Source organism: Wolbachia endosymbiont (group A) of Anoplius nigerrimus, assembly GCF_947251795.1.
Taxonomy (GTDB): Bacteria; Pseudomonadota; Alphaproteobacteria; order Rickettsiales; family Anaplasmataceae; genus Wolbachia.
Genome location: NZ_OX366385.1, coordinates 146,043 through 159,484, shown reverse-complemented (window position 1 = coordinate 159,484; position 13,442 = coordinate 146,043). Strand labels below are relative to the sequence as shown.

The 13,442-nt window shown below is 35.0% G+C and carries 15 protein-coding genes and 4 pseudogenes; 11 read left to right on the top strand and 8 right to left on the bottom strand.

All coding sequences use genetic code 11. From position 1 onward, the window contains the following. Positions 1 to 69: 69 nt before the first annotated feature. Entirely contained in the window at positions 70 to 399 is a 330-nt protein-coding gene (locus tag OPR26_RS00910) for a TrbC/VirB2 family protein (RefSeq protein WP_265015964.1), read from the top strand. A gap of 27 nt (positions 400 to 426) precedes the next feature. Here the strand turns inward: OPR26_RS00910 and OPR26_RS00905 are convergent. Next, a pseudogene (locus OPR26_RS00905) lies at positions 427 to 753 on the bottom strand (M48 family metalloprotease); the annotation flags it as partial. A gap of 81 nt (positions 754 to 834) precedes the next feature. Here OPR26_RS00905 and OPR26_RS00900 point away from each other — a divergent pair. From OPR26_RS00900 to OPR26_RS00880, 6 genes and pseudogenes are all read left to right on the top strand, one after another. Further along, entirely contained in the window at positions 835 to 1,587 is a 753-nt protein-coding gene (locus tag OPR26_RS00900) for an IS5 family transposase (protein WP_264702259.1), read from the top strand. Further along, positions 1,575 to 1,727 carry a hypothetical protein gene (locus OPR26_RS00895; protein WP_265015963.1) on the top strand — a complete coding sequence of 51 codons (153 nt, stop codon included), beginning with the start codon at positions 1,575 to 1,577 and terminating at the stop codon, positions 1,725 to 1,727. Before OPR26_RS00900 ends, OPR26_RS00895 begins: the two co-directional genes overlap by 13 nt. Before the next feature lie 41 nt (positions 1,728 to 1,768). Next, on the top strand, positions 1,769 to 2,983 hold the full coding sequence (locus OPR26_RS00890; RefSeq protein WP_265015962.1) for a phosphoglycerate kinase: 1,215 nt from the start codon (positions 1,769 to 1,771) through the stop codon (positions 2,981 to 2,983). A 38-nt stretch (positions 2,984 to 3,021) separates the two neighbouring features. Next, a pseudogene (locus OPR26_RS07430) lies at positions 3,022 to 3,833 on the top strand (EndoU domain-containing protein). A 97-nt stretch (positions 3,834 to 3,930) separates the two neighbouring features. Then, entirely contained in the window at positions 3,931 to 4,137 is a 207-nt protein-coding gene (locus OPR26_RS07315; RefSeq protein ID WP_406827505.1) for a diacylglycerol kinase, read from the top strand. Positions 4,138 to 4,163: 26 nt separating this feature from the next. Beyond that, complete coding sequence (locus OPR26_RS00880; RefSeq protein WP_264702259.1) at positions 4,164 to 4,916, top strand: IS5 family transposase; 753 nt, start codon at positions 4,164 to 4,166, stop codon at positions 4,914 to 4,916. Between the two features lie 100 nt (positions 4,917 to 5,016). Here the strand turns inward: OPR26_RS00880 and OPR26_RS00875 are convergent, their stop codons facing one another. The 3 genes and pseudogenes from OPR26_RS00875 to OPR26_RS00865 form a co-directional block, all read right to left on the bottom strand. Next, the gene (locus OPR26_RS00875; protein WP_265016252.1) at positions 5,017 to 5,961 is read right to left on the bottom strand and encodes an RluA family pseudouridine synthase; all 945 of its coding nucleotides are present in this window, start codon (positions 5,959 to 5,961) and stop codon (positions 5,017 to 5,019) included. Continuing rightward, entirely contained in the window at positions 5,952 to 6,650 is a 699-nt protein-coding gene (locus OPR26_RS00870) for a hypothetical protein (protein ID WP_265015960.1), read from the bottom strand. The genes OPR26_RS00875 and OPR26_RS00870 overlap by 10 nt, the downstream gene beginning before the upstream one ends. A gap of 61 nt (positions 6,651 to 6,711) precedes the next feature. Further along, positions 6,712 to 7,884 (bottom strand): annotated as a pseudogene (locus OPR26_RS00865) (ComEC/Rec2 family competence protein); the annotation flags it as partial. 53 nt (positions 7,885 to 7,937) lie between these two features. Here OPR26_RS00865 and OPR26_RS00860 point away from each other — a divergent pair. Both OPR26_RS00860 and OPR26_RS00855 read left to right on the top strand, forming a co-directional pair. After that, positions 7,938 to 8,303 (top strand): transposase, encoded by a 366-nt coding sequence (locus OPR26_RS00860; RefSeq protein ID WP_264731180.1) that lies wholly within the window; start codon positions 7,938 to 7,940, stop codon positions 8,301 to 8,303. After that, positions 8,300 to 8,710 carry a transposase gene (locus OPR26_RS00855; protein WP_320157296.1) on the top strand — a complete coding sequence of 137 codons (411 nt, stop codon included), beginning with the start codon at positions 8,300 to 8,302 and terminating at the stop codon, positions 8,708 to 8,710. Before OPR26_RS00860 ends, OPR26_RS00855 begins: the two co-directional genes overlap by 4 nt. Here the strand turns inward: OPR26_RS00855 and OPR26_RS00850 are convergent. Together OPR26_RS00850 and OPR26_RS00845 are read right to left on the bottom strand one after the other, a co-directional pair. After that, positions 8,711 to 8,959: pseudogene (locus tag OPR26_RS00850) on the bottom strand (ComEC/Rec2 family competence protein); the annotation flags it as partial. Positions 8,960 to 8,979: 20 nt separating this feature from the next. After that, positions 8,980 to 9,732: an IS5 family transposase gene (locus OPR26_RS00845; protein ID WP_264702259.1), complete on the bottom strand. Its 753-nt coding sequence runs from the start codon at positions 9,730 to 9,732 to the stop codon at positions 8,980 to 8,982. 61 nt (positions 9,733 to 9,793) lie between these two features. Between OPR26_RS00845 and OPR26_RS00840 the strand changes: the two genes are divergently transcribed. Further along, entirely contained in the window at positions 9,794 to 10,705 is a 912-nt protein-coding gene (locus OPR26_RS00840; protein WP_458694443.1) for an IS5 family transposase, read from the top strand. A 322-nt stretch (positions 10,706 to 11,027) separates the two neighbouring features. On the opposite strand, the gene OPR26_RS00835 is transcribed toward OPR26_RS00840, so the two are convergent. Beyond that, on the bottom strand, positions 11,028 to 11,402 hold the full coding sequence (locus OPR26_RS00835; RefSeq protein WP_096617230.1) for a ferredoxin family protein: 375 nt from the start codon (positions 11,400 to 11,402) through the stop codon (positions 11,028 to 11,030). A gap of 61 nt (positions 11,403 to 11,463) precedes the next feature. On the opposite strand from OPR26_RS00835, the gene dprA reads away from it, so the two are divergent. Beyond that, positions 11,464 to 12,552, top strand: a complete 1,089-nt coding sequence (gene dprA, locus OPR26_RS00830) for a DNA-processing protein DprA (protein ID WP_265015959.1) — start codon at positions 11,464 to 11,466, stop codon at positions 12,550 to 12,552. Between the two features lie 17 nt (positions 12,553 to 12,569). Here the strand turns inward: dprA and OPR26_RS00825 are convergent, their stop codons facing one another. Then, entirely contained in the window at positions 12,570 to 13,322 is a 753-nt protein-coding gene (locus OPR26_RS00825) for an IS5 family transposase (protein ID WP_264702259.1), read from the bottom strand. Positions 13,323 to 13,442 lie beyond the last annotated feature (120 nt).

Below are 13,442 nucleotides of genomic sequence, written 5' to 3'. Positions count from 1 at the left end.
ATTTTTACTTTAAAATAAAAATATGTGTAGGTTTAGGTTTGCGTTAATTTATTATTTAGAGGCAAAAAAATGAGCTCTATAATGAAATTTTTTAGTGTTTTTTTTGTAGTATTGCTTTTCTCCTTCTCAGGTTATGCAGTTGACCCTGATATGGATGACACAACTAAAGTAATATGCAATATTATTGGTTATGTTTGGGGAATAGGCGGTCCACTTATGACAGTAGTAATAATTGGTGCAGCTTTGCTTGCAATATTTGGCAGGATGCCGTGGCCAGCCCTCTTTGCTCTAGGCATGTTCTGTGGTGTATTTTTTGGCGCTAAAACTATCATAACAAAAATTATGCCCAACGTAAGCGATGAAGCAAAAGCTATGTTGGAAAAGTGTGGACAAAAATAACCCAAAAAGTGCAGAAATGCTTTTTTGTTATCCATTAAATCGCTTCATATCTTCAACTTGCAACAAATAAGGGCTATCTTTTGGTAGAGTTTTAACAGCTAGCTCAGCATATTTTGTAAATTGCTTTAAATCGCCTTCAATACAAGCCTTTTTTGTCAAGGCAAAATAATGCATTGCCGTATCAGCTTCACATTTATATGCAATGCTTAAATATTTCCAGACAAAAGCGTTATTTGGTTCTACATTCAAAATCTGCTCCAGGTAAAAAATCGCCTTTTTTGCATCACCGTGTAATAATAAAGTATGAGATAATGCAAGTTTCACTAAATAACTGTTTTTCTCAGATAAATACCTAGGCTCTGTGGACAAAAAATATGAAAAGAGAGAAAAAGATGGTAGTTTAGCCTAATAGGTAAAAAATGGAGAAACTACCATATGCAATATTACATCAAAGAGGAAAATTGGAAACAAATTTTAGAGTTCATAAAAAGCGTAAAAGGAATGCACAGCAAAGATGAAAAACGTTTAAGAATATTCATAGAGGCAGTGTGGTACATAGTGCGAAGTGGTTGCCAATGGAGACTTTTACCAAAAACTTATGGTAATTACAGGAGTATACATAAGCGATTTAAAAGATGGTGTGAAAGAGATGTCTGGAAAAAATTGCTTGAATATACTAAACAAGAGCCTGATTTAGAAGTTGCTATAATCGACGGTACGATCATCCGAGCCCATCCATGTTCATCTGGATATACAAAAAACTCCAAGGATCAAGAAGCTTTAGGGAGGAGCAAAGGTGGCTTTACAACTAAAATACATGCGCTTGTCGATGCACTTGGAAATCCACTTAAATTTACTCTGACTCCTGGTCAAAGAAATGAAATTACGCAGGCACAAGTGTTGACCGAAAGTATCTATAACTCTACTGTAGTAGCTGACAAGGGCTACGATAGCAATGCCTTTGTTACAAGTCTTGAAGACAAGGGATGTACAGTAGTTATTCCGCCAAAACGGAATCGAAAAGTGCAAAGGTATTACGATGAGCATATCTACAAAGAACGTCATTTGATTGAGTGTTTTTTTGGTAAAATTAAAAATTTTAGGCGCATTTTTTCCAGATTTGATAAAACTGCTGAGGTTTTTATGGGTTTTCTCAATTTTGTTGGAGCTCTTGTATGGCTTCTCTAAAATTTTGTCCACAGAGCCTAGAGATACCGCGAATGAATCGCGGTATGACGGTTCGTGGTGGCATGACGATAAGGTTCCAGTGTCAAGCGTTTGGCATGCAAATTTCCTTAAACGTTCGTAAACTTAAAACTTTACTTTAGGTCAAACTACTGTATAGTGGCTTTATAGCTTCAGTTTTACAATGAATGTACCTAGTATAGAAAATTGTGATCTTCACAATAAAACCGTCTTACTCAGAGTTGACTTCAATGTTCCTATAAAAGATGGAGAAATTCGTGACGTCACTCGTATTTTGAGAGCATTGCCTACTATTCAGTATTTAGTGAATGCAAGTGCAAAGATTATTATTATATCGCATTTCGGACGCCCAAAGGCCAGAGACAATAATCTGTCACTAAAAAATATAATTGACACTTTATCGCAGTTACTAAATAAAAAAGTGAAATTCATTGATGATTGCGTTGGTGAAAAAGTGCAAAAAGCAGTGAGTGCTATGGATGCAGGAGATATAATATTACTAGAGAATCTAAGATTTTATAAAGAGGAAGAGCAGAGTGACTCAAATTTTGCCAAACAACTAGCATCTCTAGCGGATATATATGTAAATGATGCATTTTCTTGCTCTCACAGAGCTCACGCTTCTATTTCACGCATTACAGAGTTTTTACCTTCCTACGCGGGATTTTGCTTACAAGATGAGCTAAAGTATCTTGAAAAAGCTGTATCGTTTAAAGCTAAACCTATTACTGCGATAGTTGGGGGAGCCAAAATGTCAACTAAGATAAAAATGCTTATAAAGCTAACAGAAAAGGTTGATTACCTAGTTCTAGGAGGTGCAATTGCTAATAATTTTTTGTTATTTAGCAAAGTAAATATAGGAAAATCTTTCTTTCAAAATGGTGTTGACGACCTTCTACATAATATTGTTGAAACAGCAAATAAAAACAATTGCAAAATAGTTGTGCCAGAAGACGTTCTGGTTGCAATAAACTCTGATTACAGCACTAGTATTTCAAGAAGAACTGAGTCCATTTTGGACGGTGATATAATTTTGGATATCGGACCACAAACTTTGAGTACAATAAGCAGTATAATAGCAAGCAGTAAGACTCTGCTGTGGAATGGACCTATTGGTGTTTTTGAACATTCAGCTTTTGCAAGTGGTACAATAGGGGTAATGAAAGTCGTAAGTGACTTAACGCACAAAGGAAAGTTAACCAGCATAATAGGGGGAGGTGATAGTCTATCTGCAATAAGCGCTGCAGGCCTTACCGATAAGGATTTTACATATGTTTCCACTGGTGGAGGAGCATTTTTAAATTGGTTAAGTGGCGATGAAATGCCGGGAGTTGCTGCTCTGCAAAATGCACTCAACATTAGATTAAAACTTTTTTAAATTGTTTCTTATAAGCTAGCTTTTTTGTGAACATGATTATGTCGAAGACAGTTAAACTAATTTTGTGTTTAATAATACCAATAATAGGATTTATTTTTTATATTAGGGATCATTATTTTCACACTGACTATGTAGAAGAAAATGTTGAGGTCAATTTTGAACCATTTTTCAGTTCACAACCAGGTTATATACCATTGCTTCCAGAATTAACTGACTTCGATAGAGGAGTGTTGAAAGTTTGTGGAGATTGGGGAGCACATCCAGAGAAAGAAGATTTCAAAATTTTACTTGATTGTCCGCAGCATCAAGAAGTAGTGAAAGGAATATATGATAAGCTTGATCATCAAGTGATTACGCCAGATGCGGATTTAGAGTTATTTAAAGATGAACTGGCTAACATTTGGTTTACAAATAGTGGAAGTGAAAAAGAAACTATAGGGTTTGGACATATTTTTTGTGGTGAGCCAAACGATAAATTAGGTGGTATGCATTTTGTAGGTAGATATGTTGAAGCTCAAGAAGATAAATGGGCAGGTGCAATTTGGAATCCTATGCGATAAATCAGATATTAAGCCACCAGTTTATACATTTGGAATGAAATATTTGGGTAAGGATGGGGAAGTGAAAGTTAAATGCCCAAATGGATACGCATATAACCTTCATGCCGATAATTTCTGCAACTAAGGCGTTTAAGGAGTTAGGAAAAGATGGAATGTGCCTATATAAAATGGAAGATGACAATTATCAATCAGTGTTTGTAAGAAAGAATGATGCTATACTTACGTTCTATCCTGACTTAACACCAAAATGCGATAACAAGAGTACTTATTGTAGCTGCAGTAAATCTTAATTTCAAAACCAATAAGGTGAACGAATGATAAAAATGTTATAGGGTGTAGCAAATCCAAATGAGTTAAAATTTTGATTAAAGGGTTTTGTGAGTAATAATGAAGAAGGGCATTATTCGTCTAATAAAAGCAATTCAATACTCTTGTGAAGGAATAAAATCAGCTTTTATATCAGAAATTGCGTTCAGACAGGAGTTGCTACTTTTTATAGTATGTGTCTCAATTTTGTTTGTTTTGGATGTAAGTAATCTAGGCTCTGTGGACAAAAAATATGAAAAGAGAGAAAAAGATGGTAGTTTAGCCTAATAGGTAAAAAATGGAGAAACTACCATATGCAATATTACATCAAAGAGGAAAATTGGAAACAAATTTTAGAGTTCATAAAAAGCGTAAAAGGAATGCACAGCAAAGATGAAAAACGTTTAAGAATATTCATAGAGGCAGTGTGGTACATAGTGCGAAGTGGTTGCCAATGGAGACTTTTACCAAAAACTTATGGTAATTACAGGAGTATACATAAGCGATTTAAAAGATGGTGTGAAAGAGATGTCTGGAAAAAATTGCTTGAATATACTAAACAAGAGCCTGATTTAGAAGTTGCTATAATCGACGGTACGATCATCCGAGCCCATCCATGTTCATCTGGATATACAAAAAACTCCAAGGATCAAGAAGCTTTAGGGAGGAGCAAAGGTGGCTTTACAACTAAAATACATGCGCTTGTCGATGCACTTGGAAATCCACTTAAATTTACTCTGACTCCTGGTCAAAGAAATGAAATTACGCAGGCACAAGTGTTGACCGAAAGTATCTATAACTCTACTGTAGTAGCTGACAAGGGCTACGATAGCAATGCCTTTGTTACAAGTCTTGAAGACAAGGGATGTACAGTAGTTATTCCGCCAAAACGGAATCGAAAAGTGCAAAGGTATTACGATGAGCATATCTACAAAGAACGTCATTTGATTGAGTGTTTTTTTGGTAAAATTAAAAATTTTAGGCGCATTTTTTCCAGATTTGATAAAACTGCTGAGGTTTTTATGGGTTTTCTCAATTTTGTTGGAGCTCTTGTATGGCTTCTCTAAAATTTTGTCCACAGAGCCTAGGTAGTGCAGCAGTTTTTCTTTCATTAATTAACTTCCTGATAACATGGATGATAATATTGACAGGTTAATACGAATGTTATTAAGATATGTTGTCAAACTCACCAATTAAAGTTTTTATATCTTGCGGTAAATCAGAGACAAATTCCATGTATCCCTTACTTTTGGGGTGATATAAGCCCAGTGTATAAGCATGTAGTGCTTGTCTATTGAAATTACGAATGAAACTAGAGTTTTTAGCATATTTTGTGCTTTTACTACTATTTTTTCCATAAACTTGATCACCAACTATGGAATGTCCTATGTGGCTCATGTGGACTCGAATTTGGTGTGTTCTGCCTGTCTCTAAAGTGCATTTAACGAGGCTTACTTGTCCTATAACTTTTTGCACTAAATAGTGAGTGATTGCTAATTTGCCTGTGATTTTTGTTACACACATCATTTCTTTATTACCGCGTTTGGGAGCAATGTTAGTTTTTATCGTGCCTTGCTGAGAAGATAATGTTCCCCAAACTACTGCTAAGTATTCCCGCTTTATTTTGCGATTCGATAACAATTCAGACAAAAAACTATGGGCTGCTTCATTTTTTGCAATTACCATTAGCCCACTAGTATCTTTATCGAGTCTATGAACAATTCCTGGTCTTACATTAAGGTGAGCGATAACTGCGTTCAAAAGCGTATCATTGTTTGTCCCAGCACCTGGGTGCACTGTTAATCCACCTTGTTTACTCAGAACTATAATGTCCTCATCTTCATAGACGATATCAAGTTTTATGTCATAATTAGGCTCAATTGATGTGGATATGTCAGGTTGAACGAGATGTACTATATACTCTTCACCTGGTTTTACTATGTGATCATTATTAATTATCGGTATGCCAAGTAATTTCACCTGCCCATTTTGTATCAATCTTTGAGCTTTACTGCGTGATATGTTGCATTTTTCAGCTATATAGGTGTCTAACCTTAATTTCTCTTTATCATTATTAACACTTAAGGTTATTATTGAGTGATCTATAGTGATTTACCCCGCGCCATTTCCCATGCTGCTTGAACATTTGGGTCTGTAAACATTGTTGCACTAGACTCAATTTGCAGATCACCTTGTTTTTTAATATGGCAAATTGTTTGAGAGCCATCTTTCCAGTAGATTGTAACTTTATTATCAAAATCTTGTAATGTTGCCTCAACCTTTTTTTCTTTATTATCTTTTTCTTCCAGCTTAATAGATTCTAATAAATAATATAGAAAGTCACTTGGTTTGCCGTTGATTTTTTCTTTCCATTCATCTGTTTTTTCTTGTTCAGATTTTTTTTGCTCTAACTTTTCCTTCTTTTGCTGCAGCTTATTTTGTTCTGCTTCCAGCTCTAACTTTCTAACTGTGTCACGTAGTTCTTTGACTTTATTTTCTAATACTAATAATTTATTAGTATTATTTCCATTGTTAGCTTCTAAATCAGGCGTACTTGGTTGAGCTTGCTTCTTTTTTATTTCTTCTAATTCATTCCTTACTACGTTTAATTGCTCCTTCAATTCCGTTTTTTCCTCTTCTGTATCCTCTTTTAACTTTTTTAGCATGCTAAGGAACTCGTTATTATTAGTACCAGAATACTTTCTTATAGAGCTCAAAATTCTACTGGGCTGGTCAGAAAGTTTTCTAAATCCTAAAAAATCAAAATAGTCTTTGAAAGGATCTTGAGTGTCTGTAACCATAACATTTTTCTAGTTTAAACTTATTTAGGTATACATTAACCAAACCTTAAAATCAAGTTTCTTAATTTTGCAACATGTGCCAAGGCCTATTGGAGCGCACTGTATTAATCTTTACGTAACGATTTGTTAACCAAACAGAATGTGTGCCATACGTTTCTAAATCGGCATATTTGATAGTTTTAGTATTACAAACTGAATAGTCGAATTCATTTAATTGAATTATTAAATCAACTTTATCACAATTTTCTGAAATATCTTCTTTTTTATAAGCAAGCAGTACTGATTTATTATTTCCTTTATTATATATACAGCCATACTTTAGTCTTTTATCTGGATTGCTATATTTTGTATGATTCAAAATTTGGTTCTGCCCATTTTGCTTTGCCCACGTTTTGATAACAAAATTTCTGCTTTTTCTAGTGAGAGAATATAGTAAGTTATCACTCTCCTTTGCAGCAACATTATCAGCATTTATTAGGATGTCGGGGGTTTTATATGCAGTGCTAAAGCAAATACCTAGTACAATAAAAAAAAATCCCAAAAAACGCCAATTTCTTTCCCACAAGCACAGCCACAATAACCCAAATGTTATTATAATAATTGATGATGCAGGAAAAGTACGAATGGGAATAACCAAATACTGAAGACTAGCGATTGCATTTGTTATATACAAGATACTGTCAATTGGGCGCTCTATAAATGGCGCTATAATCCATTCAATACCTAAAGGAATCAATAAGACATAAATTATTCCAAGTGGAATAATAATTAATGTAACTATTGGTATAGCAACTAAATTTGTGATAATGCCACTAATTGAAAAATAATTAAAATTGTATATCGTGTACGGAACAGTTGCTAAACTTGCTATTACTGAGCTGATCATTATCGACACAAAATATTTCATTATTTTTATTTTGAATAATTTATTAGCATTAATTTGATAACTGGCAACCAGTGCCAAAACAGCAGAAAATGACATCTGAAAGCCTGGCTTTAAAATTGCTTCAGGTTCTATGATAAGTATCACTGCAGCAGCAAACGCAATTGCTATTAACCCTCTATATTTTCTCTCTATCATTATTGCAACGAGTACTAAAATCACCATGATGTAGGCACGCTGAGCAGAAATTTGCATACCGGTAATCAACAAATAAAACGTGGTTGGCAAAATAGTAAGGAATGCAGATATTTTCTTGGTGTTATACTTAAGAGTCAAAGTTTCAGAGCATGTCTTCAAACTGAGTAGAAAGAAGTTAAGAAGTATGGTATAAGGTACATTTTAAGATGTACCCAAGCGATATAAGTGACAAAGAATGGAAGACAATAGAGCCATATTTTGAACCTAAAAAGACCGGCAGACCAAGAAAACATAGTATTAGAACAATTATTAATGCAATCCGCTATATGATGAGAACAGGATGTCAATGGAGACAACTGCCTAAAGATTTTCCACCATGGAAAACCGTATATAGTTGTAATTCGCGCTTGAAAAAAAGTGGAATATGGCAAGAAATTCATGATTTTCTAGTTAAAAAAGTAAGAGAGATGATTGGTAAAAATAAGACTCCATCAGTAGGTATAATTGATAGCCAGTCAGTGAAAACTACTCAAAAAGGGGATCCAGAGGATATGATGCTGGCAAAAAAATAAAGGGCAGAAAACGCCATATTATTGTAGATACTGTGGGTCTTGTAATTGCTGCTGAAGTACAGAGTGCAAGTATTCAAGATCGTGATAGTGCTCTAAATCTTTTTGCCCAAGCTAAATGCAAAGTTCCAACTTTACGTAAGTTTTTTGCTGATCAAGGGTACATAGGTAAATTACAAAACAGATGCTTATTGGAAACGGGATGTTTATTAACGATTGCCAAGAAAATAGTTGATACAGGATTTCAAGTTATTCCCAAACGTTGGATTGTTGAAAGAACTTTTGCCTGGCTTTCCAATTTTAGGCGCATGAGTAAAGATTACGAGCATTCTCCTCTCACCTCAAAAAACTATATCTTCTTTAATATGATCACTATTATGCTTCACAAATTAGCTCATTCTTCAGTTTGAAGACATGCTCTCAGATATTGCGAATAAATTACGAAACACTACAAAAAACAGACCAGCAACAAATGATAAATGCAAACCAGATATGGCAAACAAATGTGCTATACCTGAATCTCGTATTGCGTCCATAGTTTTTTGATCTATGCCGTCTTTTTTACCGATCAGTAATGCAGAGATTATGTCCGCGTGTGGTTTTTTGATATTTTGCTGCAGGTTTTCATAAATGTATTGACGGAAAGATTCTATATACTCTAGGCTCTGTGGACAAAATTTTAGAGAAGCCATACAAGAGCTCCAACAAAATTGAGAAAACCCATAAAAACCTCAGCAGTTTTATCAAATCTGGAAAAAATGCGCCTAAAATTTTTAATTTTACCAAAAAAACACTCAATCAAATGACGTTCTTTGTAGATATGCTCATCGTAATACCTTTGCACTTTTCGATTCCGTTTTGGCGGAATAACTACTGTACATCCCTTGTCTTCAAGACTTGTAACAAAGGCATTGCTATCGTAGCCCTTGTCAGCTACTACAGTAGAGTTATAGATACTTTCGGTCAACACTTGTGCCTGCGTAATTTCATTTCTTTGACCAGGAGTCAGAGTAAATTTAAGTGGATTTCCAAGTGCATCGACAAGCGCATGTATTTTAGTTGTAAAGCCACCTTTGCTCCTCCCTAAAGCTTCTTGATCCTTGGAGTTTTTTGTATATCCAGATGAACATGGATGGGCTCGGATGATCGTACCGTCGATTATAGCAACTTCTAAATCAGGCTCTTGTTTAGTATATTCAAGCAATTTTTTCCAGACATCTCTTTCACACCATCTTTTAAATCGCTTATGTATACTCCTGTAATTACCATAAGTTTTTGGTAAAAGTCTCCATTGGCAACCACTTCGCACTATGTACCACACTGCCTCTATGAATATTCTTAAACGTTTTTCATCTTTGCTGTGCATTCCTTTTACGCTTTTTATGAACTCTAAAATTTGTTTCCAATTTTCCTCTTTGATGTAATATTGCATATGGTAGTTTCTCCATTTTTTACCTATTAGGCTAAACTACCATCTTTTTCTCTCTTTTCATATTTTTTGTCCACAGAGCCTAGAAAAAAGAGGAAATATTTTTCGTTATATCAACGAAGCCATAGAAAATTGGTATGAAATTGGGCCAAAAATGCAGGGTGGCAACAATATTTACAGCAATAAAGTGGTGATTTTGATACATATAATAACCCATCTATTCAGAATAGGTTTGAGGCAAACAGTTGGATTTATAGCAGGATACCTTGAGCAAATTGGGAAAAATTTGCAAGTTATCAGCTATTCTCAGGCTTCAAGAAGGTTTAAGAAACTTAATATTAAGATAAATGATTGCAGAATTGATAAAGATAATATGGAAGATATCGAAATTGCTATAGATAGCACAAGCATCAGCATTTATAACAACACTCCTGGCCACAGCAAGGAAAATAGCGAAAATAGAAAGTATCGCAGCTATGAACAAGTAAAGAAACTACACGTAATGTTGAATATAAACAGCAAAAAAGCCATAGCTGCAAAATACAGCAGCGGAGTTTATTCAGATCACTATGGAGCTTGCGATTTGTTAGAAGAAGTTCATGCTGTAAAGGTATTATATGCGGATAGAGCATATGACAGGCATAAGCTTTACGAATTATGTAACAAGTTTGGTATAAAGACAAAAGTTCTTCCGAAAAACAACGCAACAGAGCACCAAAAATTGGATTACATGGATGATAGAAATGCTGCTGTTAGACTAATAAAGTCATATGATTGCATAAAAAAGTGGAAAGAAGAAGTAAATTATGGAAAGAGAGCTCACATTGAAGGGTTTTTCTCAAGATTAAAGCAAATATTTGGATTCAGCTTTAGGAATAAGTCCGAAGTAAATCGTGGAAAAGAACTACTCATTAAGTGCTATTTGCTTAATCAATTTACTGACATTGGTATGGCTAAATTCGAAATGGCTACATGAATTTATCGTAAATTACTACCGCATAAGGTGCGATGCAACAAAGCCATTCCAGTGTCAAGCACTGGAATGACATCATAGAAGGCTACTCGGATGACATCATAGAGGCCACTGGGATGACATCATAGGGGCTACTCGGATGACATCATAGAGGCACTGCCCTTTTTGATGGAAACCAGTGTCAGCTACTTGCATGACACCATCTGCCACCTGCAAATTGCAATGTTCGTACGATTGTGCGTCACGCGCTGGAATGACAAAGAAAAGTGAGTTGCTAGTTTTTCATATGGTTATGCAAGGAGTCTGATCTTTTTCTTTGTTAATATTATTCTAAATTTTCATCAAAATAAGTTGTTTTATCCTTTTTTTCCTTATACTCTTCTGCTGTATAAAGAGGTTGCTTTTTAGCTGTGATATTTGGCCATTTTTGTGAGTATTCTACATTTATATCGTAAAATAACTTGAAAGTTTTTTGTTCGCTGCTCAGCAACTCTTCATCTAGTTCTAAAATATCTTTTATGGAATCATCAGTTACAATTGCATCCACCGGACACTCAGGTATGCACACTCCGCAATCAATACATTCATCTGGGTTAATCACGAGCATGTTTTTACCTTCATAGAAGCAGTCAACGGGACATACTTCCACACAGTCCGTATATTTACATTTTATGCATTTATCTGTAACAAAATGCGTCATAAAACACTGTATATTTGTATTATCTTGGGTACACTAAATTGATAAGAAATTCAAGTCTTTTATGAAGATAAATAAATTGAACAACAAAGAATTAGAAGTATGGTTAAGCTTGGCTAGAACTATAGGACCAACAAAGTTTTTTAGTATACTAAGAACACATGGATCGCTAGATGAGGTGCTAAAATATCTCAATAGGGTGGCTAATAATAAGGTGTATGGCATTCAAGATGCACGAGAAGAAATCAATAATGCAAAAAGAATTGGAGCTAAAATTATACCCGCATGTGACCCAGATTACCCTGATCTTTTAAGAAATATCTCTAGTTGTCCTCCTGTAATAACTGCGCTTGGTGATATATCATTATTAAGCCGTGAGATAATTGCAATAATCGGTGGGCGTAACTCTTCAATAAATGGAAGAAATTTTGCCAATAAGTTGGCACTTGATTTAAGCGAAGCTGGTTTTATTATCGTTTCTGGACTTGCAAGAGGAATTGATACTGCAGCAAACAGTGTAATATACAAAGATCATCCCACTATTGCTGTTACAGCAAGCGGGATTGATGTGGTGTACCCAAAAGAGAATTTTGATCTATACAAAAAAATCACCGAGAATGGTGGATTAATAGTTACTGAGCTTCCATTTGCTACTAAACCAAAACCTCAATATTTCCCTCAAAGGAATCGAATTATATCTGGTCTATCGCTGGGTGTTGCAGTGATTGAAGCGTCGAAACATTCTGGCTCTCTAATAACAGCAGATTTTGCTTTAAATCAAGGGAGAGAGGTATTTGCAGTTTCTGGTTTCCCTTTAGATTCACGTTGTAGTGGTAGTAATTATTTAATTAAAAACGGTGCTAAGCTTATCGAGTCCGCTGATGACATAATAGAAAGTGTTAGGTTTAGTCTACCTCCGCAGCAAAAAAAACTATTTGATGTTGAGCACTATGCTGTTAACCAAAAACAAGAAAAATTACAACAGGCAAAATCTGTTATAGTTGATCATATTAACTCTGTACCTGTTGATATAGATGAACTTATATTAGCAAGCGGACTTTCTACCAACATAGCTCTAATGGCTCTTTTAGAACTAGAGTTGGAAAACAGAATAGAGCGTTCACCGGGGAATAAAATATCGTTAATTTTCTAGGCTCTGTGGACAAAATTTTAGAGAAGCCATACAAGAGCTCCAACAAAATTGAGAAAACCCATAAAAACCTCAGCAGTTTTATCAAATCTGGAAAAAATGCGCCTAAAATTTTTAATTTTACCAAAAAAACACTCAATCAAATGACGTTCTTTGTAGATATGCTCATCGTAATACCTTTGCACTTTTCGATTCCGTTTTGGCGGAATAACTACTGTACATCCCTTGTCTTCAAGACTTGTAACAAAGGCATTGCTATCGTAGCCCTTGTCAGCTACTACAGTAGAGTTATAGATACTTTCGGTCAACACTTGTGCCTGCGTAATTTCATTTCTTTGACCAGGAGTCAGAGTAAATTTAAGTGGATTTCCAAGTGCATCGACAAGCGCATGTATTTTAGTTGTAAAGCCACCTTTGCTCCTCCCTAAAGCTTCTTGATCCTTGGAGTTTTTTGTATATCCAGATGAACATGGATGGGCTCGGATGATCGTACCGTCGATTATAGCAACTTCTAAATCAGGCTCTTGTTTAGTATATTCAAGCAATTTTTTCCAGACATCTCTTTCACACCATCTTTTAAATCGCTTATGTATACTCCTGTAATTACCATAAGTTTTTGGTAAAAGTCTCCATTGGCAACCACTTCGCACTATGTACCACACTGCCTCTATGAATATTCTTAAACGTTTTTCATCTTTGCTGTGCATTCCTTTTACGCTTTTTATGAACTCTAAAATTTGTTTCCAATTTTCCTCTTTGATGTAATATTGCATATGGTAGTTTCTCCATTTTTTACCTATTAGGCTAAACTACCATCTTTTTCTCTCTTTTCATATTTTTTGTCCACAGAGCCTAGAGATACCGCGAATGAATCGCGGTATGACGTAGGGAAA

What these genes read in the sequence shown, in the direction of transcription:
- OPR26_RS00910 (WP_265015964.1), top strand. Translation starts at nt 70, where the DNA reads ATGAGCTCTATAATGAAATTTTTTAGTGTTTTTTTTGTAGTATTGCTT.
- OPR26_RS00900 (WP_264702259.1), top strand. Translation starts at nt 835, where the DNA reads ATGCAATATTACATCAAAGAGGAAAATTGGAAACAAATTTTAGAGTTC.
- OPR26_RS00895 (WP_265015963.1), top strand. Translation starts at nt 1,575, where the DNA reads ATGGCTTCTCTAAAATTTTGTCCACAGAGCCTAGAGATACCGCGAATG.
- OPR26_RS00890 (WP_265015962.1), top strand. Translation starts at nt 1,769, where the DNA reads ATGAATGTACCTAGTATAGAAAATTGTGATCTTCACAATAAAACCGTC.
- OPR26_RS07315 (WP_406827505.1), top strand. Translation starts at nt 3,931, where the DNA reads ATGAAGAAGGGCATTATTCGTCTAATAAAAGCAATTCAATACTCTTGT.
- OPR26_RS00880 (WP_264702259.1), top strand. Translation starts at nt 4,164, where the DNA reads ATGCAATATTACATCAAAGAGGAAAATTGGAAACAAATTTTAGAGTTC.
- OPR26_RS00870 (WP_265015960.1), bottom strand. Translation starts at nt 6,650, where the DNA reads ATGGTTACAGACACTCAAGATCCTTTCAAAGACTATTTTGATTTTTTA.
- OPR26_RS00860 (WP_264731180.1), top strand. Translation starts at nt 7,938, where the DNA reads ATGTACCCAAGCGATATAAGTGACAAAGAATGGAAGACAATAGAGCCA.
- OPR26_RS00845 (WP_264702259.1), bottom strand. Translation starts at nt 9,732, where the DNA reads ATGCAATATTACATCAAAGAGGAAAATTGGAAACAAATTTTAGAGTTC.
- OPR26_RS00835 (WP_096617230.1), bottom strand. Translation starts at nt 11,402, where the DNA reads ATGACGCATTTTGTTACAGATAAATGCATAAAATGTAAATATACGGAC.
- dprA (WP_265015959.1), top strand. Translation starts at nt 11,464, where the DNA reads ATGAAGATAAATAAATTGAACAACAAAGAATTAGAAGTATGGTTAAGC.
- OPR26_RS00825 (WP_264702259.1), bottom strand. Translation starts at nt 13,322, where the DNA reads ATGCAATATTACATCAAAGAGGAAAATTGGAAACAAATTTTAGAGTTC.